Here is a 24,717-nt window from a genome sequence, read left to right as displayed (position 1 = left end):
GTATCCGATTTGATGATGGTGTAGACTGATAATTCTTATATATCTGCTTGTGAAAAATTATCGAACTGGAATTTTGTTAATTTTGTGGTTCTAAATATCGTATTGATTGTAAAAATTAGAGAATTGTTCATTTATTGGTTGTGTCTATCATTGCTTTTTATTACTGTACTTCTCAACTAGTTCACTGATTCTTTGTGCGAGCAATATGGACCAACAATCTTCCTCTTCAAGAGAGCTGTTTAGTTCTCGTTTAGGCTTTATTTTAGCTGCGGCTGGTGCTGCTGTTGGCTTGGGTAATATTTGGGGTTTTCCGACTCAAGTAGCAAGCAATGGCGGTGGCGCCTTCCTACTTGTTTACCTAATCATGATTTTCGTGGTTGCGTTCCCTATGCTGGTGGTTGAAATGGCGATTGGTCGTCATGGTCAAGCCAACCCAGTTGATAGCATGCGTTCACTAACGAGTAACCCTCTAGGAAAGAAAGTCGGTGAATTTGTCGGTTGGATTGGGTTAAGTGTCCCAAGTGCCGTATTGGCTTTTTACAGCATTGTTGGTGGCTGGTTGATCTGCTTCCTAATTGGTGCAGTCGCTGATCTTATTGGTCTAGAGGCGGCGGCTGATTGGTTCAAAGGCTTCAGTGTTGAGCGTAATGTATTTGGTACTGTAGCGTTCTACGTACTGACCATTCTTATTGTACAGGGCGGTGTTAAGCAAGGTATCGAGAAGTGGTCGACGCGCTTAATGCCAGCACTGTTTGTTTTGTTCGGCTTATTGTTCGTGTACATCATGACTCAAGCTGGTGCAATGGAAGGCTTAAAGCATTACCTAGTGCCTGATTTTGAAAAGGTGTGGGACAGAAAACTGATTCTAGCAGCGATGGGCCAAGGCTTCTTCTCGCTAACGATTGGTGGCTGTTCAATGTTGGTTTATGGATCTTACTTAAGTAAAAAAGAAAACCTGCCCAAAATGGCAATGAACGTGACGCTGGTTGATACCGCAGTGGCTTTTATTGCTGGTTTAGTGGTAATGCCTGCAATGTTTGTTGCGATGCAAAAAGGCGTACAAATCTATGCAGAAGATGGCTCGCTGTTAAGTTCTGACACGCTAGTGTTCACGGTTCTACCTTTGATGTTTGATAGCTTAGGTGTACTTGGTCAGATCTTCGCAATTGTTTTCTTCTTGTTGCTAACCATTGCTGCGTTGACGTCTTCTATCTCAATGTTAGAAGGCCCGGTAGCGTTAGTGAGTGAGCGCTTCAATACTAAACGTACGTCAACAAGTTGGGTGATTGGTGGTGCTATTGCGCTGTTTAGTGTGGTGATTGTTTACAACTTTGCTGCGATGTTTGGCATGGTTGCGATGATTGCGACACAGTACCTGCAACCCGTTGCCGCATTGATGTTCTGCCTATTTGGTGGATGGGTGTGGGGTCGAGCGTCAAAAGTAAAAGAACTTGAGCAAGGTTGCCCTGATTTTCAACTTGGCTGGTTTGGTAAGATTTGGCCGATGTATGTGAAGTTCGTGTGCCCAATCTTAGTGGCAACGGTTATCTGGGCTTCTTTCGGCTAATTAGCCATTATTGTTTGCTTGTCTATTGTCTAGACATCTGAATTTAAAAAAGCCGCTCTCATAGAGCGGCTTTGTTGTATCTGAATGGCAACGTTACGGTTTTTTGATAAGAAAAAGGCGCATCCCCGAGAGGATGCGCCTTTGAAACTGAGGAGATAAGTAATCGCTTACTTGATTTCCATACCTTGTGCTTGCAAGTCTGCATGGTAAGAAGAACGTACAAACGGACCACATGCTGCGTGAGTGAAGCCTAGCTCAAGAGCAATCTCTTTTAGCTCGTCGAACTCTGAAGGCGGCACATAGCGTTCTACTGGTAAGTGGTGACGGCTTGGTGCTAGGTATTGACCAAGAGTCAGCATAGTTACGCCGTGCTCACGAAGGTCTTTCAGTACTTGAATGATCTCTTCTTTGGTTTCACCAAGGCCCATCATTACGCCAGACTTTGTTGGGATGTCTGGGTGCTGCTCTTTAAACTTCTTCAGTAGATCAAGAGACCACTTATAGTTCGCACCTGGACGCGCTTTACGGTATAGGCGTGGCGCTGTCTCTAGGTTGTGGTTGAAAACATCTGGTGGATTGTCTTTCAGTAGTTCAAGTGCAACGTCCATACGACCGCGGAAGTCTGGAACCAGCGTTTCGATACGAATGTTTGGGTTTAGCTCGCGGATCTCACGGTTACAGTCTGCAAAGTGTTTAGCACCACCGTCACGCAAGTCATCACGGTCAACTGAAGTGATTACTACATACTTCAGTTTCATGTCTTGAATTGTCTTCGCCAGTTTCTTCGGCTCTTCTGCTTCAGGAGCAACAGGACGACCATGGGCAACATCACAGAACGGGCAGCGACGTGTACAGATAGCGCCAAGAATCATAAACGTTGCCGTACCGTGGTTGAAACACTCGGCTAGGTTAGGGCAAGACGCTTCTTCACAAACTGAGTGCAGGTTGTTTTTGCGCATTGCTGATTTGATTTCTTGGATACGATGGCTGTCTGAAGGAAGTTTAATCTTCATCCATTCTGGCTTACGTAGCACTTCTTTCTGTTCAGCAGGCATATTCTTTACGGGAATTAATGCCATTTTGTCAGCGTCACGATATTTAACGCCTTTTTCCATTTGGATTGGTTTGCTCATGATTTTATGCTTCTGCTGTAATGTTACTGGTGGCTTGAATGTCTACTTGGTCATAGCCGAGCAGCTCTACGAGCTCTTGTATTAACTGTTGCTCAACGTTCTCTAATTCACTTGGTCCGCCAAGTTGGCTTACCTGTGCCATTTCCATACCTTGGTAACCACATGGGTTAATGCGCAAGAATGGAGACAGGTCCATATCGACGTTCAATGCTAGCCCGTGGAATGAGCAGCCACGTCGAATACGTAATCCGAGTGAACAGATTTTCTTGCCATCGACATAAACACCAGGAGCGTCAGGTCGGGCAGCTGAATCTATATTGTAAGCTTTCAGAGTGTTGATTACGAGGTTCTCGATATGAGTAACCAAATCGCGCACTCCGAATTTCTTGCGGCGGATGTTAATCAGAAAGTAAGCAACTAACTGACCTGGGCCATGGTAAGTCACCTGGCCACCGCGATCGCTTTGTATCACAGGGATATCGCCAGCATTTAACACATGCTCAGCTTTGCCTGCTTGTCCTTGAGTGAAGACGGGGTTGTGTTCAACCAACCATACTTGGTCTGCGTCTTCTTCTGTGCGTTCGTCTGTGAACTTATGCATGGCTTTCCATACAGGTTCGTAATCCTGACGGCCTAATTTTTTTACGATTAGCTTATTTTGCAAAGCGGCACTCCCTCAAGGATTAATAAAGTGAACGCATTATAAACGCGAAACATGATTCTAACTACAGATGGACTGCAAGGTTTTTCAACTTTCTTTGTGTTTATTTAAAATTAAGTTGAATGAATTTGACCACCATAAGGTGCTCTAAACAAAAACAGCGGCAATAAGCCGCTGTTTTTCATGCGTAATCGAGGATTACAGAACCATACGAACGATTTCGATCTCGCCTAGTTCTTTGTATAGCGTTTCCACCTGCTCAATTGAAGTCGCAGTGATGTTGATAGAAACAGAGTGGTAGTTACCCTTTGCACTTGGTTTTAGTGTTGGGCTGTAGTCACCAGGAGCATGACGCTGGATCACTTCTAGCACTAGTTCAGTCAGTTCTGGCTTAGCGTGGCCCATTACTTTGTAAGTGAATGAACAAGGGAACTCTAAGAGGTCTTTTAGTTTTGCATCAGAATTGATGTTCATGATTAGCTCCAAAAGGCTAGACTCTCGCAAATTGGCGGAAGTCGATAAAAAGCGTGTTCGGTCAGTAGACTCGAGTAATAAGGCGGAATATTACGTGTAATTATCATTGAACTCAAGATCCACAAAAGCCGCACATGGCGGCTTTTGTTTCGCTAAAGAGTAAATAATGAACTTACTCATTAGGTTAGCTTTCTAGCAAGTTTAGATTTTGTTTAGAACAAAACCTTGGAATTACTTAGAACAAGCCTTTGAATAGCAGTACTAGATAATCCCATAGGCGGCTAAATAGGCTGCCTTGCTCTACGTCTTCAAGTGCTAGTAATGGGTATTCCGCAACGTCTTCACCATCAACTTGGTAGAAAAGTTTACCAACAACATCACCCTTGTTGATTGGCGCTTCTAGCTCTTTCTCAAGTACAAAGCTTGCTTTAAGGTCTTTAGCTTGGCCGCGAGGCAGAGTTACGAAGGTATCTTCGTCAACACCTAGCGCTACCGTGTCTTTACTACCCATCCAGATTTTCTCTTCTACGAAAGTTTCACCAGCAGTGTGTGGTGCCACTGTTTCGAAGAAGCGGAAGCCGTAGCTAAGTAGCTTTTTGCTTTCTGTTTTACGAGCGTTTGCATTCTTAGTACCCATCACAACCGCAACTAGGCGCATTTTGCCTTCTGTTGCTGAGCTTACTAGGCTGTAACCTGCATTGCTTGTGTGGCCTGTTTTAATGCCATCAACGTTCATGCTCTTGTCCCACAACAGACCATTACGGTTGTATTGGGTGATGCCGTTGTATGTGAATTTTTTCTGTGAGTAGATGCGGTACTCATCAGGTACGTCACGAATTAGCGCCTGACCAAGCAGTGCCATATCGTAAGGCGTTGAGTATAGGTTCGGGTTGTCTAGACCGTGCACGTTAGCAAAGTGCGTGTCTTTCATGCCGATAGAGCTTGCCCATGCGTTCATTAGGTCAACGAATGCGTCTTCTGAGCCAGCAATGTGCTCAGCCATTGCTACACAAGCATCGTTACCTGATTGAATGATGATACCGCGGTTCAGTTCTTCAACTTTAACCGTTGTGCCAACTTCAACGAACATTTTAGATGAGTCTGGGAAGTTTTTAGCCCAAGCATTTTCACTGATTACAACATCGTCGTTTAGGTTGATGTTACCACGCTCAAGTTCTTGACCGATTACGTAGCTCGTCATCATCTTGGTTAAACTTGCTGGAGAAAGTTGAGTATTCATCTCTTTCTCTGCTAGTACTTTGCCTGAATGGTAATCCATCAGAACAAAACCTTTAGCGGCGATTTGTGGTGCATCAGGAACAACAATTGGAGCAGCGAATGACGATGTAGCTATTGTTGCTGAAAGCGCAACAGAAGTAGCAAAAATCGTTTTAACAAGTTTATTAGATTTAATCATTTTGAATGCAATTATTTGGTGAACTATTCATATCTTACCAGAATCACTCTGTCACACCAGAGCGCTGATTACCAGAGGTTACTGTCAGATTAATTAGCGAGTTAGTGTGTGTTTCTTGATATAAGCAGAAGGGTAACCCATCAGTTTAACCTGTTCTAATTTCTCTTGAGTCAGAGCATAGTCATGAAATGGCCCAAGCATCAGTCGGTATTGACCATCATTTGGCTGCAAGAAGCTTGCTACTACTAGCTTTTCGCTGAGATCTTTGGCTAACTTCTCCGTTCTGTCTTCATGTGGCGATGTCGCGACTTGAATAATAAATTGTGGCAAAGCCGCCTTCTTTTTAGCATCAGTTGGCATTGCCACTTTGATCACTTCAATCTCAACATTTGCGGTGCCTGTCCTTAAGACATCAAGCTTGTAAGCCGCCGCATAACTGAGGTCAATGATTCGGCCTTTATGGAATGGGCCGCGATCATTAATACGCACAATCGTTGTTTTGTTGTTGTCGGTATTAGTGACTTTGACATAACTTGGAATAGGCAGTGTTTTGTGTGCCGCCGACATCGAATACATGTCGTAAATCTCACCATTCGATGTCAAATGACCATGAAATTTTTTGCCGTACCAAGACGCTTTGCCTTTCTCGGTGAAGCCTTCGGTTTCCTTTACGATTTTGTAGTCTTCACCGCGCAGAGTGTAGTCACTGTTACCACCTAGGCTGTAGGGTTCGTATTGAGGGTGTGCGTCCTCTAAATGTTCGACCGAGATAGGGGCATCAGGCGCAATATCTGAATCGATATCGTAGCGGCCACTTGGTTTCTGCGAGGAACAGCCATTGATTAAAATCGCTAAGCCCAGAATTGAGACTATTTTTTTGATTGGCAGCTCATCAACCAAGGATGCTTTTTTTGAAAACGTTGTAATAGACATCGATTAGGTCGCCTTTGAGAATGCTTTTCTGTGTGTGTGGATTGACATTAAAATACCAAAACCAGCCATTAGGGTAACCATAGAGGTACCGCCATAGCTGACCAAAGGAAGAGGTACACCTACAACCGGTAGAATGCCACTTACCATGCCAATATTTACAAAAATATAAACGAAGAAGCTCAGTACAATACTGCCGCCCATCATTCGACCAAAGGCCGTTTGCGCTTGGCTTGCTAGGTACAAACCACGTCCAATAATGAATAGGTAGATAGCCAGTAAGAACAAGATACCTATCATGCCCCACTCTTCAGCAATAACCGCGAAGATGAAGTCAGTATGGCGCTCAGGAATGAACTCTAGTTGAGACTGAGTCCCTTGCAGCCAGCCTTTTCCGGATATACCGCCTGAACCTATCGCAATCTTACTTTGAATGATGTGGTAACCCGCACCTAATGGATCAGATTCAGGATCAAAAAGGGTTCTTACACGCACCTTTTGGTATTCACGCATTAAGAAGAACCACAGAATTGGGATAAATGCACCTAAGGCGACAGCTGCACTAGCAATGATCTTCCAGCTAATACCTGCTAGGAATATCACGAAGATACCCGATGCCGCGATAAGGATAGAGGTGCCTAAATCGGGCTGCTTGGCGATAAGAATGGTTGGTACAAACACCATAACCAGCGAGATCGCCAAGGTTTGGAATGTCGGAGGTAATGAGCGCTTACCAATAAATCTCGCCAGCATTAAAGGCACGGCGAGCTTTAAGAGCTCTGAGGGCTGGAAGCGAACAAAGCCGAAATTAAGCCAACGCTGCGCACCTTTGGAGGCTTCGCCAAAGAAGAGTACACCCAATAGTAGAATAACACCGCCAGCGAATAATACAGGGGCTAAAGTCTCATAGGTACGTGGTGATATCTGAGCTAAGAAGATCATTACGCCCAAAGACAGTGCCATACGCATCGCCTGGCGATCCATCATCGCTAGGCTTTGCCCACTCGCGCTGTACATGATTAATAAGGCAAAGCCCATTAAAACTAGAATGCCGAGTAAGAGTGGCAGATCGATATGGAGCCTTTCAAATAAGGCTCTGTTTCGTCCTGTTGAAGGATCAAGTTTCATTATTTTATTGGCTCGCTTTGATAATCTTCTGCAAGGATAATGTGGTCTAGAATTCGTCGCACTACTGGAGCACCATTAGAAGAACCACCACCGGCATTTTCTAGAACAATGGTAACAACGGCCTCTGGAGATTCGATTGGTGCGTAGCCAGTAAACAACGCGTGGTCACGTAGGTGCTCAGCGATTTCATCGGCGTTGTACTCTTCATCTTCTTTCAGACCAAAGACTTGTGCTGTACCTGACTTACCTGCAGTAACGTAAGACATATTTTGGAATGAGCGTCTTGCTGTCCCTTTTTTACCGTGGTTAGCCAGCTTCATACCTTCTTGAGCGATATCCCAGTATTTCTTCTTGACGCCTGTTAGTGGCGGGTAAGTTTCAATATCTGACATCACTTGCTCGTCGAATGGGTGACCGTTTTCAATGGTGGCACGCAATAGGTGAGGTGCTGTTACCTCGCCCTTATTGACCAGCACAGAGGTCGCTTTTGCAATCTGCATTGGTGTAGCTGTCCAGTAGCCTTGACCGATACCTACAGGGATAGTGTCACCTTGGTACCAAGGCACACGGTGTCTGGCCATTTTCCAGTCTCGGGTTGGCATGTTGGCTTTACTTTCTTCGTAAATATCGATGCCCGTGTAATCACCAAATCCAAACATCATCATCCATTTGGATATGCGGTCTATACCTAGGTCATACGCGATCTGGTAGAAGAACGTGTCCACCGATTCTTCAATCGCTTTGACGATGTCGACTTTACCATGGCCCCAACGTAACCAATCTCGGAATGGTCGAGTTTTAGAGTTAGGGATCTTCCAATAGCCAGGGTCGTTACGCGTGGTATTTGGCGTAATGACACCTTCTTGCAAAGCTGCAACGGCCATAAATGGTTTGATTGTTGATGCTGGTGGATAGATGCCAAGTGTGGTTCGGTTTACCAGAGGACGATTTTTGTCCTGAAGCAGCGCGTTATATCCTTTAGAGGAAATGCCATGCACGAACGCATTCGGGTCATAGCTTGGGCTTGAAACCATCGCCAATACGCCGTTATCTTTTGGATCCAATACAACTGCAGAACCACGTCGGCCATCGAGTAGCTTATGAACGTAAAGCTGAAGATTGATATCTAGGTTCAGTACAATATCTTTACCTGGAACAGAAGGAACAAATTTGAGCGTGCGGATAACACGTCCACGGCTATTGACTTCAACTTCTTGATAGCCGGCTGTGCCGTGTAGCAAATCTTCGTAATAACGTTCGATACCGAGCTTACCGATATCACGAGTCGCTTGATAATTGGCGTCTTTTTCTTCCCGTACCAAGCGCTGCATATCACGGTCGTTGATACGAGAGACATAACCAATAACGTGGGTAAGCACATCACCATACGGGTAGAAGCGCTTTAAAGTACCTGTCACTTCAACACCCGGGAATTTGTGTTGATTTACCGAGAATATAGCAACTTGCTCTTCTGTCAGCTGGTTAAGAATAGGTACTGATTTAAAGCGTCGTGAATTACGGCGCTCACGGTTAAACCGTTCAATACGCTCTGGTGGGATCTCAATTAACTCTTGTAGACGGACAAGTGTGTCGTCCATGTCTTTAATTTTTTCTGGTGTGATTTCTAGATTGAAAACCGGACGATTCTCGGCAAGAAGTACACCGTTTCGATCGTAAATCAAACCGCGGTTTGGCGCGATTGGTACTACCTTAATACGGTTGTCGTTAGAGCGAGTTTTATAGTCTTGATATTGATTGACCTGAATGTTGTACAGGTTAACAACCAACAAGGACATCATGACTATGATGCCTGCAAACGCAACAAAAGCACGACTAGTAAATAGTCGTGCTTCTGCTTTGTAATCACGGATTTGGCTACGTTTACGTAACATTAACGCTTATTCTCGATGATAAGGGTGGTTAGCAGTGATGCTCCAAGCTCGATACAAGCTTTCAGCCATGATAACGCGTACTAATGGGTGAGGGAGAGTAAGCGCAGACAGAGACCAACTTTGGTCAGCGGCCGCTTTACATGCCGGTGCTAATCCTTCAGGCCCGCCAATCAGGATAGAAACATCACGTCCATCCAACTTCCAACTTTCCAATTGCTCAGCAAGTTGTGGTGTGTCCCACTTTCTTCCAGGGATATCTAGCGTGACAATTCGGTTGCCTTTTGGCACCGCAGCCAACATGGCTTCGCCTTCCTTTTGAAGAATACGAGCGATATCAGCGTTCTTACCACGCTTGCCTGCTGTGATTTCAACGAGTTCTAACGGCATGTCGTGAGGGAAGCGGCGTTTATATTCGTTAAAGCCTTCTTCAACCCACTTCGGCATTTTCGTGCCAACCGCGATTAACTGGATCTTCAACGTTTAGCCCCAAAGTTTTTCTAGTTGGTACAGTTCACGATGCTCTTCTTGCATAACGTGCAGCATGCTTGTGCCCATATCTAGTACAACCCATTCGCCTTCTTGCTGGCCGTCCATACCAAGTGGTTCAAGACCGGCTTTCTTTACTTCGTCAGCAACATGCTGAGCAATTGAAGCTACGTGGCGCTTAGAAGTACCAGTACAAACGATCATGTAGTCCGTTACACTTGATTTGCCTTCTACATCGATGGTCACAATAGATTCTGCTTTCATGTCGTCAGCTTTGTCTGCAAGAAAGTCTTTTAGTTCTTCACGTAACACTGGGTGTTCCTTAAATCTGAATTTGGTTCTACTAAGATCATAACACGCTTTTATGCGTGAGATGGTATTGAAGCTGAAGGGATACAAAACTCAACGCTTAACTGATGGATTAGTGGCCAAGGCGACTGCTCATACTGAGTTTTTGTTATCAATTCTGCTTGGGTCAGCAACGCAAACAGTGAGTGTAATTGAGAAATTGAAACTCTTGTTAGCGCGGCGTTATAAAGCGGCTTTTTCGATTGCCAGATACGATGTTTTTCGAAAACCTGACCGATCGGCATGAGTTTCATTTGTTGCTGCATTTGCAGTAGCAATGCAAGCTCTCGTTGCACGCTTCGCAGCAGAATAACTGGTTCGACACCTTCGGCTTCGAGTTGTCTGAGTATCCTCTGTGCTCGATTCCCTTTCCCTGCCAATAGGGCATCACTCCAATGGAATGGAGTAAAGTGGTTGTGGCGGCTCAGAGACTCTTCTAAGCGTACTAAGGTTAGCTTTCCATCTGGATACTGAAGTGCCAGCTTTTCAAGGCTTTGTGTGAGTGCAAACAGGTTGCCCTCATGCCACTGCGCCAACATCTGAATAGCTTCAGGATCTGGTGATAACCCGACTTGACGACAGCGTGCTTGAACAAATTGAGGTAGCCTGCTGACATCAGGCGTCAGGCAGCTTACCCAATGTCCTTTGTTAGAGAGTGCCTTGAACCATTTAGCGTTTTCTTGAGCTTTTGTCAGTTTGGTGCCAACAAGAATTAACAATATATCGCTGTGGATGTGCTCAGATATAGCCAATAGTTCTTTTGCTATTGCAGCATTCACGCCTGACTCTGGTAGCTCAAGCTCAATGATTTGACGGCTAGAAAACAGGCTTAGCGCTTGGGTGCAGTCATAGACTTGGTTCCAATCCATACTGTTATCAATCGCAAAGCGGTGACGCTCCTCGAAACCTTGTTGTTTAGCCGCTTTTTGAATCGCTTCTCGGCTTTCTTGCAAGAGCAGTGGCTCATTACCAAAGATCAGGTAAACGTTACTCAGCTGTTTAGCTAGCTGTTCTGGTAAGCGGTCAGCAAAAATACGCATCAAATAAACCTATTATTGAGCAGATTCGCTGAGCTCTGATTGTTCTTCTGTGTTTGGCTCGATTTCAACGTCGTCAATCTCAACATTCTTGATGTTGTATTGCTTCTCAAGCTCTTTAACTTGAACATTTTCTAATGACTCTAGATTCATGCTACCAGCGGCAATATTGGCTTTTAGGCGAGCCATCTGGCGAAGGATTTGGCTAGTTGCTAGCTTGCGCATTTCATCTTCGATCATGTCGCGTTCAACGGATTTTGCAAGAGCCGTTAACGGGTTATCTAGGTAGCTGCGGGTAACACTGGTTGAGAAGGTTTTTGAACCGAGATCTGGAATCGTTACGCGGTACGAAGCACGGAACGTAAGTTCTTTCTCAGCAGCTCGAGTATTTTGGTATAGCGATAAAGTACGCTCACCAACACTTTCACTAATGATGTGTAGGTTAGGGGTATTTTCTGCAGGTGGCACAATTTCTACATCATTCATACGCAGTTGGCCTTTCATCATACGTGTAAACGTACTGTATTGGTCGTAACTGGTTACCGAGATCTTATTGAGTTCTTCTGGTACCGAGTAGTCACCGCGCAGGTGAAAACCACAGGCACTGAGTAGGCTAACGGTTAGAACAACAATAGTAACTTTCAATGAAGATAGTGAAATCAGGCGCATTATTTGATGGCTCTCATGAAGGTAGAATACTTATTTAAAGGCTTTAGCTTGTTGAAGTGAGGTTAGTCACTGAAAGTAAAGCGTTTAAATAAGTAGACAGGGCAATGTCATTACCCTGTCTACAGACTGCAAAAAACGAATTAAGTTCGTTTTAGTCTACAAAGATTAGTTAGCAACGATGTTTAGAAGCTTACCAGGTACGAAGATAACTTTACGGATCGTTAAGCCATCTAGGAACTTCTTCGCGTTCTCATCGTTCAGACCAAGCTCACGAACCTGCTCTTCTGTTGCATCAGCTGCCACAGTTAGCTTCGCACGCAGCTTACCGTTGATCATAACAACGATAGTCTTCTCGTCTTCAACTAGTGCTTTTTCGTCAAATGTTGGCCATGTTGCAGAGTCAACATCTGATTCACCAAGAGCAATCCACATTTCGTAAGAGATGTGAGGAGTCATTGGGTAAAGCATGCGAACCACTGCTTTCAGTGCTTCGTCAAGGATTGCACGATCTTGTGCAGATTCTTGAGGTGCTTTCGCCAGTTTGTTCATCAGTTCCATGATCGCAGCGATCGCCGTGTTGAACGTTTGACGACGGCCGATATCGTCCGTTACTTTCGAGATAGTCTTGTGAACATCACGACGAAGCGCTTTTTGGTCACCAGAAAGCGCTGCAACGTCCACAGATTCAGCTGTACCCTTAGATGAGTGAGCGTGAACCAGCTTCCAAACACGTTTAAGGAAGCGGTTTGCACCTTCAACACCAGACTCTTGCCACTCAAGTGTCATGTCTGCAGGTGATGCGAACATCATGAATAGACGTACTGTGTCAGCACCGTACTTGTCTACCATCTCTTGTGGGTCGATACCGTTGTTTTTCGACTTAGACATCTTGATCATGCCTGAGTGAGCAACGTCACGGCCTTGGTTGTCTTTCGCAGATGTGATGCGGCCTTTACCATCGCGCTCTACAGAAACGTCAGTAGGAGCAACCCACTCTTTAGTGCCTTTCTCGTTCTCGTGGTAGAACGCATCTGCTAGTACCATGCCTTGACATAGTAGCTGCTTGAATGGCTCGTCAGACGTTACGTAACCTGCGTCACGTAGCAGTTTGTGGAAGAAACGAGAGTACAATAGGTGCATACAAGCGTGCTCGATACCACCGATGTACTGGTCTACTGGTAGCCAGTAGTTCGCTTTTTCTGGATCTAGGATGTCGTCTGCTTGTGGTGAACAGTAACGAGCGTAGTACCAAGAAGATTCCATGAACGTATCGAACGTGTCTGTTTCACGTAGAGCAGGTTCGCCGTTGAATGTTGTTTCTGCCCACGACTTGTCAGCCTTGATTGGGCTAGTCACACCATCCATTACCACATCTTCAGGAAGAATTACTGGTAGCTGGTCTGCTGGTACTGGGTGAACTTCACCATCTTCAGTTGTTACCATTGGGATTGGCGCACCCCAGTAACGTTGACGAGATACACCCCAGTCACGTAGACGGAAGTTTACTGTTTTCTTACCTTTGCCTTCAGCTTCTAGCTTCGCAGCAATTGCGTCGAATGCTTCTTGGAAAGCAAGACCATCGAACTCACCAGAGTCGAACAGTACGCCTTTCTCGGTGTAAGCTGCTTCAGATACATCTAGCTCAGAACCATCTTCTGGCTTGATTACTGGAATGATATCGATTCCGTACTTAGTTGCGAACTCGTAGTCACGCTGATCGTGAGCTGGAACCGCCATTACCGCGCCTGTGCCGTAATCCATAAGTACGAAGTTTGCTACGTATACAGGAACAACACGACCGTTAAGAGGGTGGATAGCCGTTAGGCCAGTATCCATACCTTTCTTTTCCATCGTTGCTAGTTCAGCTTCAGCAACTTTGGTGTTGCGACACTCTTCAACGAATGCAGCAAGCTCAGGGTTGTTCTTAGACGCTTTCTCTGCAAGAGGGTGACCTGCAGCGATACCAACGTAAGACACACCCATTAGCGTATCAGGACGAGTTGTGTACACTTCTAGTGGCGCTTCTTCACCGTTAACAGCGAAAGATAGCTCAACACCTTCAGAGCGACCGATCCAGTTGCGCTGCATGGTTTTAACCATTTCAGGCCAACCTTCAAGGTTGTCTAGGTCATCTAGTAGCTCTTGAGCGTACTCAGTGATCTTAATGAACCACTGTGGAATTTTCTTTTGCTCTACTGGAGTATCACAACGCCAGCAGCAACCGTCTTCTACTTGCTCGTTTGCTAGTACAGTTTGGTCGTTTGGACACCAGTTAACAGAAGAGGTCTTCTTGTACACTAGGCCCTTTTCGTAAAGCTTAGTGAAGAACTCTTGCTCCCAGCGGTAGTATTCAGGTGTACATGTTGCGAATTCACGATTCCAGTCGTAACCAAAGCCAAGAAGCTTAAGCTGGTTTTTCATGTATTCGATGTTTTCGTAAGTCCATGGTGCAGGTGCTGTGTTGTTTTTTACAGCTGCGTTTTCTGCAGGTAGCCCGAATGCATCCCAACCGATTGGTTGCATTACGTTTTTGCCTTGTAGACGTTGGAAACGAGATACCACATCACCGATGGTGTAGTTACGCACGTGACCCATGTGCAGTCGGCCACTTGGGTACGGGAACATAGAAAGACAGTAGAATTTTTCTTTGTTTGGGTCTTCACTTACAACGAAAGTTTCGCTGTTATCCCAGTGTTGTTGAACCTTTTGTTCAATCTCTTGCGGGTTATATTGTTCTTGCATCGATGGTATCCGGTTATCTTGGAATTTGTGAGTTCGGTTAGAACAGAATCTTACAGATCGTCATAGAATACCTAAAGGAGCTTAGTACAACAATAGTTATACCCTTCATACTTGCAGTTGCTGACTCGTAGATGGCGTAATTTCCACTGAATTTCGTAGGGCAACTATACTTAAGAGTATGAATTGCATTTGTTTGTGAGCGAGGGGGCGTTGTAGCACTTCGTTTACTCACTATAACGTTGGTTATCTTAAGGAGGTTGTTATGCCGAAGAAAAAAGCACTCTATGAAGAAGTGGTTGAAGAGGTTATCGAAACGCTGAAGCATAGTCCTGAAGAGCTCAACAACAAAATCGAAACATCAGGCAAATATGCGAAAGCCGCCAATGACATGACCAAAGATGAGCTATCGCTGATCTCGGCCTACGTGAAGTCAGACTTGAAAGAGTTTTCTGAGAGCTACGAAGAGAGCAAAAGCGGTCCATTTTATCTGATGATTGCAGACTCTATTTGGCAGGGGCTTCTAGATATTACCGATCGCACTAAAGTCGAGTGGGTCGAGCTATTCCAAGATTTAGAACACCAAGGCTTGTATCAAGCTGGTGAAGTGATTGGTTTGGGGACGCTTGTCTGTGATGAGTGTGGCCATCAAACTGAATATAACCATCCCACGACCATCATCCCGTGCATTAAGTGCGGCTCGAAAGGGTTTAGTCGCAAAGCACTGAAGCCGTAAATCTCCCCCAAATACAGCACAAACAAAAGGGTTGACCAAATGACCAACCCTGTAAGTTACTTTACGTTGAATTTTTAACTTAGCTCTTTGGTTTTCTCATAATCCAGCCAATTACCAAGCTTAGTAGCACCCAAATATACAATGGCCAAGTACCGACCACGCGGTAAGGAGTTTGGCCATCTGTTGAAACAAGCTCAGCTTTTAGTACTGCCGTTTCAAACTGAGGTATTTGCTTGATGATATTGCCTTTGTAGTCCGTCACCGCTGTCACACCATTGTTGGTCGAGCGAATAAGCGGCTTACCAAGCTCAAGGGCACGCATTTGCGCGATTTCCATATGTTGTAGTGGGCCAATTGAACGGCCAAACCACGCATCGTTAGAGAGCGTGAGAATAAAGTCCGTATCGTCTGTCACATTCTGTCTTACTTGATCATTAAAGATGATCTCATAACACAGAGCTGGCGCTAGATGACGACCGTTAGCGACAATGTTTGGCTGGACGAAATCACCACGACTGAACGAAGACATTGGCAAGTTAAAGAACGGTGCCAATGGACGTAATATGTCTTCAAACGGTACAAATTCACCAAATGGCAGTAGGTGATGTTTATGGTAGCGCTCGTCTGGGTCGTAGCTGTATTCACCGTATGGGTTAACACCCAGAGATAGAATACTGTTGTAGTATTTCTTATCTTCAGACTGGTTCAGCACACCTGTGATGATGGAACTGTTGTTCATCTTAGCTGCACTGTCTAAGTTACGCAGAAAAGAGGGTATTTCGACTTCAAAAGCAGGGATCGCGGCCTCTGGCCAGATGATGATATCTGCATCCCAGTTTTCTCGGCTGAGGTCAGTGTACTTCATCATGGTCGGCCAGCGGTGACTTGGCAGCCATTTGCTGTCTTGGTCGACGTTGCCTTGAATCAACACCACTGAGGTTGTTTTATCAGGGTTAGGCGTTACCCAATCGATGTTACGAATACCAAAGCCAGTACTAAATACAACAGCAGGGATGACAGCAATGCTCCAGGCTCTATTGATAACAGCATAAGCAAACGCGGATGCTGAAATAATAATGGCAAGAGTCACTAACTCAACACCACCAATTGGTGCGAAAGAGCCTAACGGAGAGTCGATTTGACTGTAGCCTAACCATAGCCATGGGAAGCCTGTCATTACCCAACCGCGTAACCAATCACTGATTAACCATAGTGCCGGAGCGGCTAGGAAGAATCGGCTTAAGTTATTAGCAGGGAAGAACTTGTTCAAACTCCAGGTAAATAGCCCTGAATAAACAGCTAGGTAGCCAACAAGGAGTGCCATCAAAAATAGGTTGGCTGCTAGTGGCATACCGCCAAAGCCGTCAATACTGACGTATACCCAGCTGATTCCTGTAGTGAACTGACCTAGGCCCCATGCATAACCAATCCAAAGTGCGCTTTTAGGAGAGCAATTGTGAACTAGTAGCAGTAATAAAGCTGGGCTGAGAATGGCAAGAGGCCATATTGAGTACGGAGCGAATGAGAGGGTGGTTATAGCGCCAACAAAAACGGCCGCAAGCGGCCGTAATAGGCGATGAATAAAAGTCTTAGTCATCTAATTTCTGTCATCTCTTTAGAGAGAAGTGGTTATTCTTCGATAGTCGGAAGAGGCTGCTCATCAGGGATGGTTACCTGTAGCTGAATCACGCGACGATTATCTGCTGAGGTTATTTTGAAATGGTAGTTTTCGATTTCTACAATTTCGCCACGAACTGGCAGATGACCGAGTGCTGTCATAACCATGCCGCCTACTGTATCCACTTCATCGTCACTGAAAGCTGTATCAAACGTGTTGTTGAACTCTTCAATGGTGGTTAAAGCTTTAACAGAGAAGGTATGCTTACTCAGCTTACGGATATCTAACTCTTCCTCATCGTCGAACTCGTCTTCAATTTCACCAACGATTTCTTCGAGGATATCTTCAATGGTTACTAGGCCAGATACACCGCCAAACTCATCAACAACGATAGACATGTGGTAACGCTCTTCACGGAACTCCTTAAGTAGGCGATCAACTCGCTTACTTTCAGGAACAACGACCGCAGGGCGAATCACTTGTTCGATATCAAATGGGGCACTGTCTGAACCCAGGTACTTAAGTAGGTCCTTCGCTAATAGAATGCCTTCAACATGGTCTTTATCTTCACTGATCACTGGGTAGCGAGAGTGTTGAGCATCAGTAATCAACGCAATCAATGTATCTAAATCATCGGTGCGTTCTACTGTAACCATTTGAGAGCGAGGCAGCATGATATCGCGTACTCGCATCTCTGAAATTTCCATAACACCTTCGAGCATGTCGCGAGTGTCGTGGTCAATTAGGTCATTAATTTCTGAGTCGCGGATTACATCTACGAGCTCTTGGCGGTCTTTTACCTCGCCTTGAAATAGTTGGCCTAGGCGTTCAAAGAAGGACTTTCTACTCGGACCTTCAGATTTTTTACTTCCCTCAGAAGTGGGGGGGTTACCTTCGTTCATGATTTCTCAAAAAATAACGCTATCAGAAGTGTGATAGCACACATCACAACTCAGATTCCTGAATAATACAGGTTCGATGAGTTATTGTTTCTCTGCAATCTACTTAACTAGAATCGATTTACTTTTCTAGAATATATGGGTCTTCAAACCCCATAGCTTGCATGATTTCTGTCTCGAGTGACTCCATCTCTTCAGCTTCATCATCTTCGATATGATCATAACCTAGCAGATGCAGACTGCCATGTACAACCATATGAGCCCAGTGTGCTAGCAGAGGCTTATTTTGCTCTTCTGCTTCTTTTTCGACTACTTGGCGACAGATAATGAGGTCACCTAGAAGATCTAACTCGATCCCAGGAGGAGCCTCGAATGGAAAAGATAGCACGTTAGTTGGCTTGTCTTTACCACGATATTCATGATTTAGCTGGTGGCTTTCTTCTGTATCTACGATACGGATAGTAAGCTCAGCGCTCTTTTGAAATTGAGGTATAGTCTTGTCCAACCAAAGCTGAATGTCCTGCTCTGTTGGAAGACCTTGCTCATTTTCGACCGCTAATTGTAGGTCTAGTTCAATAGACATCTATTTATCACCTTGTTCTGCAATCACAGAACTATTTTGTGTTGCTAATTGTGTCGTAACCGCTTGCTGACTCTCAAGAAGTTTTGCCTCACGCTCTTCACGTCTACGCTTTTCAAACTCTTTGCGCTCTTTCTGGTCTTTCGCTTCCCATTTCTCGTAAGCGTTAACAATACGAGCAACCACAGGGTGACGAACTACGTCTTCAGACATAAAGAAGTTAAAGCTGATGTCATCGACTTCACTTAGAACTTCGGTCGCATGACGCAAGCCAGATTTTGCACCACGAGGTAAATCGATTTGAGTGATATCACCTGTGATTACCGCACGAGAGTTGAAACCAATACGAGTTAGGAACATCTTCATCTGTTCAACAGTCGTGTTTTGGCTCTCATCAAGAATGATGAAGGCGTCGTTCAGTGTACGACCACGCATGTACGCAAGAGGTGCAACCTCAATCACGTTACGCTCAATCAGCTTCTCAACACGTTCAAAGCCCAGCATTTCAAAAAGTGCATCGTAAAGTGGACGCAAGTACGGATCTACTTTTTGGCTTAAATCACCAGGCAGGAAACCTAACTTCTCACCTGCTTCAACTGCAGGGCGCGTCAATAGAATACGACGGATCTCTTGGCGCTCTAATGCGTCTACGGCAGCAGCGACAGCCAAATATGTTTTACCCGTACCAGCAGGACCAATACCAAAGGTGATGTCATGCGTCACCATGTTCATTAGGTACTGTGCTTGGTTTGGTGTGCGCGGCTTAATCACGCCTTTTTTGGTCTTAATGAACACTTCTTTGCCGTGTTCAATATCAGACTCTACATTCTGTTCTAAAACACCAGACTCTTTGATAGCCAGGTGAATTTGTTCTGGCTCGATATCTGGGATCGTGCCTTTGACCGGAGCAGATTCAACATACAGGCGCTTAACAATATCGAGTGCAGCAGCAGCCGTATGAGGCTTACCAACAATAGTGAAGAAGTTGCTGCGGTAGTTAATCTCGACACCTAAACGGCGCTCAAGGTGTTTGATGTTGTCATCGAATGGGCCACAAAGGCTTGCAAGGCGATGGTTATCTGCGGGTTCTAGATTGATTTCTAGGGTAACGATTTTATTGCTCAAATTAGCCTCTCATTTTGTGCCACCCACTCTTTCCAGTAAACAAAGAGCAAGAAGCCCGATTGGGACCGGGCTTCTAGTGGCGATTTCCCTATTTCTAAGATGGTCACTTAGTTAGGTAATTTCAAGCTTTGTTGGTCAGCTTTTTGCTGAACCTAGATGTTTTGCTTATGGCGTAAATGTTGCCACACCCAGCTCATCTTCACGTTTTGTGTTAGCCATCATCTGCGTTGGAGAGATGATGCTACGTAGGTCCATATCCTTCTCTGTACGAACCAACTCACCACGTAGAGAGTTTGCGAATACGTCAGTGATCTTCACATCAACAAATTGACCGATTAGATCTGCGTTACCTTCGAAGTTAACAACACGGTTGTTCTCTGTACGTGCGCGAAGTTCCATTAGGTTCTTCTTCGACGGACCTTCAACCAGTACACGTTGCTCAGTACCAAGCATTAAGCGAGAGTAGCGCATTGCTTGTGAGTTTACGGTTTGTTGTAGTTCGTATAGGCGATCTTTCTTCTCTTGCTCAGGCACGTCACATGGGTAGTCTGCAGCAGGTGTACCCGGACGAGGAGAGAAGATAAAGCTGAAGCTCATATCGAAATCAACATCTTTAATCAGTTTCATCGTGTCTTGGAAATCTTGGTTAGATTCACCAGGGAAACCAACGATAAAGTCAGAACTGATTTGAATGTCAGGACGTGCTTTACGAAGCTTACGAATAATCGACTTGTACTCGATAGCAGTGTGAGGACGTTTCATCATCGTAAGGATACGGTCACTACCACTCTGCACTGGTAGGTGAAGGAAGCTCACAAGTTCAGGTGTATCTTCGTATACTGCGATGATGTCATCACCGAACTCAAGCGGGTGGCTTGTGGTGAAACGAATACGATCGATACCATCGATAGAAGCCACAAGACGAAGCAGTTCTGCGAATGTGCAGATATCACCTTCGTGAGTTGGACCACGGTATGCGTTTACGTTTTGACCTAGTAGGTTAACTTCACGTACACCTTGCTCTGCAAGTTGAGCAACTTCGAACAGTACATCGTCCATTGGACGGCTAACTTCTTCACCACGAGTGTAAGGTACTACGCAGTAAGTACAGTACTTAGAACAGCCTTCCATGATAGAAACGAATGCCGTTGCACCTTCAGCACGAGGTTCAGGTAGGCTATCGAACTTTTCGATCTCAGGGAAAGAGATGTCCATCACTGGCGCTTCGTTTGATAGAGAAGATTTGATCATCTCTGGAAGACGGTGCAGTGTTTGAGGGCCAAAGATAACGTCTACGTATGGTGCACGTTGACGAATGTGGTCGCCTTCTTGAGTCGCTACACAGCCACCCACACCGATTACCACGCCTTCTTTTTTATCTTTTAGCGTTTTCCAACGACCAAGCTGGTGGAATACTTTTTCTTGCGCTTTTTCACGGATAGAACAAGTATTCAGTAGTAGTACATCTGCTTCCTCAGGTACTTCAGTTAGCTCATAGCCATTTGCGGCATTTAGCAGGTCAGCCATTTTTGATGAATCGTATTCGTTCATCTGGCAGCCCCAAGTTTTAATTAGCAGTTTCTTACTCATTTTTTGTTCGCTCGATCGTTAGTTTAATTTAAGGGAGCAAATCGCCCGGTATCTATCCGCGAGAGTCTATGGCCATAATTAGGTATTCATTTTATGGCTCACCCTAGCGGCAAGCGGCGTATTGTACTGGTTTCAAAACCGACTGACTAGTAGTCTGATAAAATCTCTTCAGAAGTGGTTTTTATTCTCGTTAACACTAGATGTAGCAAGGGATAACCCATTTTTCAAATAAGGTTTTTGGTTACAAGTTCGTTGTGAAAACGTACAATCAAAAACAGTCAAAGAATCAAACTGATAAGTACAAAATATGAACAGTTACGATATTGTGGTCGTCGGGGGCGGCATGGTAGGTGCGGCAACAGCGATTGGTTTTGCTAAGCAAGGAATGCAGGTTGCTGTCATCGAAGGTTTTGCGCCCCAAGCATTTGATGAATCGCAAGCGTTGGATATCCGAGTGTCAGCGATTTCTCAAGCGTCAGTCGATTTACTTGACGATCTTGGCGCATGGCAGAACATAGCAGCAATGCGAGTTTGCTCTTACAAGCGCCTAGAAACGTGGGAACACCCAGAATGTCGTACTCGATTTGATGCAGCGTCACTTGATTTGCCTCGCTTAGGCTATATTGTTGAAAACCGACTCATTCAATTGGGCTTATGGTCTCAGTTTGATGCTTATGACAATTTAGACCTTCTGTGTCCTGAAAAGTTGGACTCTATAGAATTTGGCGAAACTAATACCGTTAAGCTTCAATCTGGTATCGGGTTGTCAGCGAAGTGGGTGATTGGTGCCGATGGTGCGAATTCCGCAGTTAGACAGCAAGCGGGCATTGGTATCACTGCTTGGGACTACCGTCAGCACTGCATGCTGATCAATGTAGAAACCGAGCTCCCTCAGCAAGACATTACTTGGCAACAGTTTTTGCCTAGCGGCCCGCGTTCATTCCTCCCTTTGTGCTCTTTTAATTCAGGAGACCAGGAAGTCGGGCAGGGCTCTTTGGTTTGGTACGACTCGCCATCTCGCATTAAGCAACTGTCGGCAATGAGCCCAGATAAGCTTCGTAATGAAGTACTTGCTAACTTTCCTGCTGAGCTAGGGGACATCAAAGTACTTAACTCTGGTTCTTTTCCTCTTACTCGACGTCATGCGCAATCCTATTTTAAGAATAACTGCATTCTGGTTGGAGACTCGGCACACACGATCAACCCACTGGCAGGGCAGGGCGTGAATCTAGGCTTCAAAGATGTTGCAGCGCTATTGGATGTAACTAAAGAAAAAGGCGAACTGAATCATTCTGTAGCAAGACGCTACGAGGTGATGAGAAGAGGTGACAACCTAGTGATGCAAAGCGGTATGGATTTCTTCTATAAGACGTTCAGTAATGATATTGGCCCACTTAAGTTTGTGCGTAATGCTGCACTCAAGCTAGCAGAGAACTCAGGGCCAATTAAAGCCCAAGTACTGAAGTATGCCTTGGGCCTTTAATTGAGTGTTTTAGACAGTTTAAAAAGAGAAGGAGAGCTAATGCTCTCCTTTTTTGTATTCGATGGTGATTATCGCTGCTGTGTCACACAAACGGGCATATCTAGTTCTAATGAGTAGCCTGTGTAAACCAGAGAGCCATCTTCATTATTTCGCTTGAAGGACGTGATGTTATTAGAGTGCTGGTTGGCGGCGATAAGCCATTCACCATCATGAGTAATATGAAAATCACGAGGGAAATGACCTTCGGTACTATAGCGATCAATGAAAATAGGCATCTTCGTTTTGGGTTCGATTCTGAAGCAACTGATCATTGATTGATGTCGACAAGAGACATAGAGGAATCGCTCATCCGGCGATAGTTTTATTGCAGCGGTAGCCTCTCCTTTTTCCATATTTGGCAGCGCGTCGATCTCTTCGACAATACTCCAGTTCCCAAGAGTTTTCTCCATCATCAGTATCGTTTCAGAGAGCTCACAGTTCACATAGGCTTTGTCTTCATCTTTATTGAAAACCAGGTGACGAGGTCCATTGCCCGCAGGGACTTTAATGGATTGCATCGGTTCGTCTAGAAACTCTTCCTGCTCTTCATCAAAGCAATAGAAGTTGATTCGATCAGCGCCAAGGTCGACGGTGACAAATTGTGGTGCGTTTTGTAAGAACAGACATTGATGAGCATGTGGTGCTGTTTGACGTTCTTTATTAGACCCTGAACCCACCATAGCTATTGTTTTAAGTCGTTTATCGATATTGCCATTGATACTCAAACTAAAAATATCGAATGAACCTGATGAGTATTGAGAAGTAATAGCAAACTTGTGGCTAGGATCAATGGCGATGTGGCAAGGGTGATCGCCAGCGATACTGCCGTAGTTCTTAACCGTCTTTGAGTTTGAGCTAGGTATATGAAGCAGCTGTGGCTGTTTTTGCTGATCTACTTCAGACACGGTATAGATACCAAGCTCTGTCGCGACAACAAAAGATGGGTTAGAACACTCTGTAACGAGCTCTATAGGTAATAGTTTACCGCTTTCCAAGTCTAACTGAGCCTGATACACGCCTTGGCTTTTACTGGGAGTGTCTGTGTAGCAACCGATCGTTAAAGTGGGGTTTTTCATAAGGCGTCATACTCAATTAGAAAATGGAGCAGACATTGTCTTATAAAAAAGTCATGAAGTGATTAAATAGGGAGAAATACTTGGTGACGTGGTTATCAGATTTACATATTCCAGATAAAACAAAACCCAGCTAAAAAGCTGGGTTTTATTTAATGATGGTGCGGTCGGAGAGACTTGAACTCTCACACCTCTCGGCGCCAGAACCTAAATCTGGTGCGTCTACCAATTCCGCCACGACCGCAGCAAATCTTTATAGTTATACTGAGTATTGGTGACTCAATAAAACGTTGTGCTCTTTGCTATTAGCAAGGAGTTATAAATAGTGGCTGGGCTACCTGGATTCGAACCAGGGAATGCCGGCATCAAAAGCCGGTGCCTTACCGCTTGGCGATAGCCCAACAATGACATCAATTAAGACATCTAAATAATGGTGCGGTCGGAGAGACTTGAACTCTCACACCTCTCGGCGCCAGAACCTAAATCTGGTGCGTCTACCAATTCCGCCACGACCGCAGCAAATCTTTATAGTCATACTGAATATTGGTGATTCAATAAGACGTTGTATAAGTGGTGGCTACTGCGGGATTTGAACCTGCGACCCCATCATTATGAGTGATGTGCTCTAACCAACTGAGCTAAGTAGCCAATAATAAATCTAATAGATTCACTATTTGTTCTCTAATGAAAGAGAAATAATGGTGCGGTCGGAGAGACTTGAACTCTCACACCTCTCGGCGCCAGAACCTAAATCTGGTGCGTCTACCAATTCCGCCACGACCGCAGCAAATCTTTGTAGTTATACTGAGTATTGGTGACTCAATAAAACGTTGTGCTCATTGCTATTAGCAAGGAGTTATAAATAGTGGCTGGGCTACCTGGATTCGAACCAGGGAATGCCGGCATCAAAAGCCGGTGCCTTACCGCTTGGCGATAGCCCAACAATGACATCAATTAAGACATCTAAATAATGGTGCGGTCGGAGAGACTTGAACTCTCACACCTCTCGGCGCCAGAACCTAAATCTGGTGCGTCTACCAATTCCGCCACGACCGCAGCAAATCTTTATAGTCATACTGAATATTGGTGATTC

Annotated in this window: 21 protein-coding genes and 7 tRNA genes; 3 read left to right on the top strand and 25 right to left on the bottom strand. The window is 44.9% G+C overall.

What is annotated here, in order from left to right; genetic code table 11:
• The first annotated feature begins 205 nt into the window (after positions 1 to 205).
• Complete coding sequence (locus L0991_10005; GenBank protein XGB61753.1) at positions 206 to 1,567, top strand: sodium-dependent transporter; 1,362 nt, start codon at positions 206 to 208, stop codon at positions 1,565 to 1,567.
• 167 nt (positions 1,568 to 1,734) lie between these two features.
• Here L0991_10005 and lipA read toward each other — a convergent pair whose 3' ends face one another.
• The 12 genes from lipA to leuS form a co-directional block, all read right to left on the bottom strand.
• A complete protein-coding gene (gene lipA / locus L0991_10000) occupies positions 1,735 to 2,700 on the bottom strand; it encodes a lipoyl synthase (GenBank protein XGB61752.1) in 966 nt (321 codons plus the stop codon).
• 4 nt (positions 2,701 to 2,704) lie between these two features.
• Positions 2,705 to 3,364, bottom strand: a complete 660-nt coding sequence (lipB, locus tag L0991_09995) for a lipoyl(octanoyl) transferase LipB (protein XGB61751.1) — start codon at positions 3,362 to 3,364, stop codon at positions 2,705 to 2,707.
• A gap of 195 nt (positions 3,365 to 3,559) precedes the next feature.
• Positions 3,560 to 3,838 (bottom strand): DUF493 family protein YbeD, encoded by a 279-nt coding sequence (gene ybeD / locus L0991_09990; protein ID XGB63880.1) that lies wholly within the window; start codon positions 3,836 to 3,838, stop codon positions 3,560 to 3,562.
• Positions 3,839 to 4,070: 232 nt separating this feature from the next.
• Positions 4,071 to 5,252, bottom strand: coding sequence for a serine hydrolase (locus L0991_09985; protein ID XGB61750.1), 1,182 nt, complete (start codon positions 5,250 to 5,252; stop codon positions 4,071 to 4,073).
• A gap of 93 nt (positions 5,253 to 5,345) precedes the next feature.
• On the bottom strand, positions 5,346 to 6,185 hold the full coding sequence (locus L0991_09980; protein ID XGB61749.1) for a septal ring lytic transglycosylase RlpA family protein: 840 nt from the start codon (positions 6,183 to 6,185) through the stop codon (positions 5,346 to 5,348).
• A gap of 3 nt (positions 6,186 to 6,188) precedes the next feature.
• Positions 6,189 to 7,310, bottom strand: a complete 1,122-nt coding sequence (gene rodA / locus L0991_09975) for a rod shape-determining protein RodA (protein ID XGB61748.1) — start codon at positions 7,308 to 7,310, stop codon at positions 6,189 to 6,191.
• Positions 7,310 to 9,202 (bottom strand): penicillin-binding protein 2, encoded by a 1,893-nt coding sequence (gene mrdA / locus L0991_09970; protein ID XGB61747.1) that lies wholly within the window; start codon positions 9,200 to 9,202, stop codon positions 7,310 to 7,312. Before mrdA ends, rodA begins: the two co-directional genes overlap by 1 nt.
• 6 nt (positions 9,203 to 9,208) lie before the next feature.
• Positions 9,209 to 9,679, bottom strand: coding sequence for a 23S rRNA (pseudouridine(1915)-N(3))-methyltransferase RlmH (rlmH, locus tag L0991_09965; GenBank protein XGB61746.1), 471 nt, complete (start codon positions 9,677 to 9,679; stop codon positions 9,209 to 9,211).
• 3 nt (positions 9,680 to 9,682) lie between these two features.
• Positions 9,683 to 10,000, bottom strand: coding sequence for a ribosome silencing factor (gene rsfS, locus L0991_09960; GenBank protein ID XGB61745.1), 318 nt, complete (start codon positions 9,998 to 10,000; stop codon positions 9,683 to 9,685).
• 50 nt (positions 10,001 to 10,050) lie between these two features.
• Positions 10,051 to 11,076 carry a DNA polymerase III subunit delta gene (gene holA, locus L0991_09955; protein XGB61744.1) on the bottom strand — a complete coding sequence of 342 codons (1,026 nt, stop codon included), beginning with the start codon at positions 11,074 to 11,076 and terminating at the stop codon, positions 10,051 to 10,053.
• 12 nt (positions 11,077 to 11,088) lie between these two features.
• Positions 11,089 to 11,742 (bottom strand): LPS assembly lipoprotein LptE, encoded by a 654-nt coding sequence (gene lptE, locus L0991_09950; protein ID XGB61743.1) that lies wholly within the window; start codon positions 11,740 to 11,742, stop codon positions 11,089 to 11,091.
• Positions 11,743 to 11,907: 165 nt separating this feature from the next.
• Positions 11,908 to 14,484 (bottom strand): leucine--tRNA ligase, encoded by a 2,577-nt coding sequence (leuS, locus tag L0991_09945; protein XGB61742.1) that lies wholly within the window; start codon positions 14,482 to 14,484, stop codon positions 11,908 to 11,910.
• A 262-nt stretch (positions 14,485 to 14,746) separates the two neighbouring features.
• Between leuS and L0991_09940 the strand changes: the two genes are divergently transcribed.
• Positions 14,747 to 15,217 (top strand): zinc ribbon-containing protein, encoded by a 471-nt coding sequence (locus tag L0991_09940; protein ID XGB61741.1) that lies wholly within the window; start codon positions 14,747 to 14,749, stop codon positions 15,215 to 15,217.
• A 79-nt stretch (positions 15,218 to 15,296) separates the two neighbouring features.
• Here the strand turns inward: L0991_09940 and lnt are convergent, their stop codons facing one another.
• From lnt to miaB, 5 genes are all read right to left on the bottom strand, one after another.
• A complete protein-coding gene (gene lnt / locus L0991_09935) occupies positions 15,297 to 16,814 on the bottom strand; it encodes an apolipoprotein N-acyltransferase (protein ID XGB61740.1) in 1,518 nt (505 codons plus the stop codon).
• Between the two features lie 32 nt (positions 16,815 to 16,846).
• Positions 16,847 to 17,737 (bottom strand): CNNM family magnesium/cobalt transport protein CorC, encoded by an 891-nt coding sequence (corC, locus tag L0991_09930; GenBank protein ID XGB61739.1) that lies wholly within the window; start codon positions 17,735 to 17,737, stop codon positions 16,847 to 16,849.
• A gap of 118 nt (positions 17,738 to 17,855) precedes the next feature.
• Positions 17,856 to 18,317 (bottom strand): rRNA maturation RNase YbeY, encoded by a 462-nt coding sequence (gene ybeY, locus L0991_09925; GenBank protein ID XGB61738.1) that lies wholly within the window; start codon positions 18,315 to 18,317, stop codon positions 17,856 to 17,858.
• Positions 18,318 to 19,439 (bottom strand): PhoH family protein, encoded by a 1,122-nt coding sequence (locus L0991_09920; GenBank protein XGB61737.1) that lies wholly within the window; start codon positions 19,437 to 19,439, stop codon positions 18,318 to 18,320.
• 165 nt (positions 19,440 to 19,604) lie between these two features.
• Positions 19,605 to 21,029 carry a tRNA (N6-isopentenyl adenosine(37)-C2)-methylthiotransferase MiaB gene (gene miaB / locus L0991_09915; protein ID XGB61736.1) on the bottom strand — a complete coding sequence of 475 codons (1,425 nt, stop codon included), beginning with the start codon at positions 21,027 to 21,029 and terminating at the stop codon, positions 19,605 to 19,607.
• A gap of 307 nt (positions 21,030 to 21,336) precedes the next feature.
• Between miaB and L0991_09910 the strand changes: the two genes are divergently transcribed.
• Positions 21,337 to 22,512, top strand: a complete 1,176-nt coding sequence (locus tag L0991_09910) for a 2-octaprenyl-3-methyl-6-methoxy-1,4-benzoquinol hydroxylase (protein XGB61735.1) — start codon at positions 21,337 to 21,339, stop codon at positions 22,510 to 22,512.
• A 68-nt stretch (positions 22,513 to 22,580) separates the two neighbouring features.
• Here L0991_09910 and L0991_09905 read toward each other — a convergent pair whose 3' ends face one another.
• The 8 genes from L0991_09905 to L0991_09870 form a co-directional block, all read right to left on the bottom strand.
• Positions 22,581 to 23,627 (bottom strand): lactonase family protein, encoded by a 1,047-nt coding sequence (locus L0991_09905; protein ID XGB61734.1) that lies wholly within the window; start codon positions 23,625 to 23,627, stop codon positions 22,581 to 22,583.
• A 156-nt stretch (positions 23,628 to 23,783) separates the two neighbouring features.
• Positions 23,784 to 23,868: transfer RNA gene (locus L0991_09900), tRNA-Leu, on the bottom strand.
• An 82-nt stretch (positions 23,869 to 23,950) separates the two neighbouring features.
• Positions 23,951 to 24,025, bottom strand: a tRNA-Gln gene (locus L0991_09895).
• 30 nt (positions 24,026 to 24,055) lie between these two features.
• A tRNA-Leu gene (locus L0991_09890) sits at positions 24,056 to 24,140 on the bottom strand.
• A gap of 55 nt (positions 24,141 to 24,195) precedes the next feature.
• A tRNA-Met gene (locus L0991_09885) sits at positions 24,196 to 24,272 on the bottom strand.
• 51 nt (positions 24,273 to 24,323) lie between these two features.
• A tRNA-Leu gene (locus tag L0991_09880) sits at positions 24,324 to 24,408 on the bottom strand.
• Positions 24,409 to 24,490: 82 nt separating this feature from the next.
• A tRNA-Gln gene (locus L0991_09875) sits at positions 24,491 to 24,565 on the bottom strand.
• A 30-nt stretch (positions 24,566 to 24,595) separates the two neighbouring features.
• A tRNA-Leu gene (locus L0991_09870) sits at positions 24,596 to 24,680 on the bottom strand.
• Between the last annotated feature and the right edge of the window lie 37 nt (positions 24,681 to 24,717).

It is taken from the genome of Vibrio chagasii, assembly GCA_041879415.1.
In the GTDB taxonomy this organism is placed as follows: domain Bacteria; phylum Pseudomonadota; class Gammaproteobacteria; order Enterobacterales; family Vibrionaceae; genus Vibrio.
Note: the sequence above shows the minus strand (reverse complement) of the source record. Positions and strands in the feature narration are given on the sequence as shown.

Excerpts from the sequence above, each read along its gene's own strand:
- lptE (XGB61743.1), bottom strand. The coding sequence starts at position 11,742 with ATGCGCCTGATTTCACTATCTTCATTGAAAGTTACTATTGTTGTTCTA.
- L0991_09980 (XGB61749.1), bottom strand. The coding sequence starts at position 6,185 with ATGTCTATTACAACGTTTTCAAAAAAAGCATCCTTGGTTGATGAGCTG.
- corC (XGB61739.1), bottom strand. The coding sequence starts at position 17,737 with ATGAACGAAGGTAACCCCCCCACTTCTGAGGGAAGTAAAAAATCTGAA.
- lipA (XGB61752.1), bottom strand. The coding sequence starts at position 2,700 with ATGAGCAAACCAATCCAAATGGAAAAAGGCGTTAAATATCGTGACGCT.
- rodA (XGB61748.1), bottom strand. The coding sequence starts at position 7,310 with ATGAAACTTGATCCTTCAACAGGACGAAACAGAGCCTTATTTGAAAGG.
- holA (XGB61744.1), bottom strand. The coding sequence starts at position 11,076 with ATGCGTATTTTTGCTGACCGCTTACCAGAACAGCTAGCTAAACAGCTG.
- lnt (XGB61740.1), bottom strand. The coding sequence starts at position 16,814 with ATGACTAAGACTTTTATTCATCGCCTATTACGGCCGCTTGCGGCCGTT.
- ybeY (XGB61738.1), bottom strand. The coding sequence starts at position 18,317 with ATGTCTATTGAACTAGACCTACAATTAGCGGTCGAAAATGAGCAAGGT.
- L0991_09910 (XGB61735.1), top strand. The coding sequence starts at position 21,337 with ATGAACAGTTACGATATTGTGGTCGTCGGGGGCGGCATGGTAGGTGCG.
- mrdA (XGB61747.1), bottom strand. The coding sequence starts at position 9,202 with ATGTTACGTAAACGTAGCCAAATCCGTGATTACAAAGCAGAAGCACGA.
- miaB (XGB61736.1), bottom strand. The coding sequence starts at position 21,029 with ATGAGTAAGAAACTGCTAATTAAAACTTGGGGCTGCCAGATGAACGAA.
- L0991_09940 (XGB61741.1), top strand. The coding sequence starts at position 14,747 with ATGCCGAAGAAAAAAGCACTCTATGAAGAAGTGGTTGAAGAGGTTATC.
- L0991_10005 (XGB61753.1), top strand. The coding sequence starts at position 206 with ATGGACCAACAATCTTCCTCTTCAAGAGAGCTGTTTAGTTCTCGTTTA.
- L0991_09905 (XGB61734.1), bottom strand. The coding sequence starts at position 23,627 with ATGAAAAACCCCACTTTAACGATCGGTTGCTACACAGACACTCCCAGT.
- L0991_09985 (XGB61750.1), bottom strand. The coding sequence starts at position 5,252 with ATGATTAAATCTAATAAACTTGTTAAAACGATTTTTGCTACTTCTGTT.
- leuS (XGB61742.1), bottom strand. The coding sequence starts at position 14,484 with ATGCAAGAACAATATAACCCGCAAGAGATTGAACAAAAGGTTCAACAA.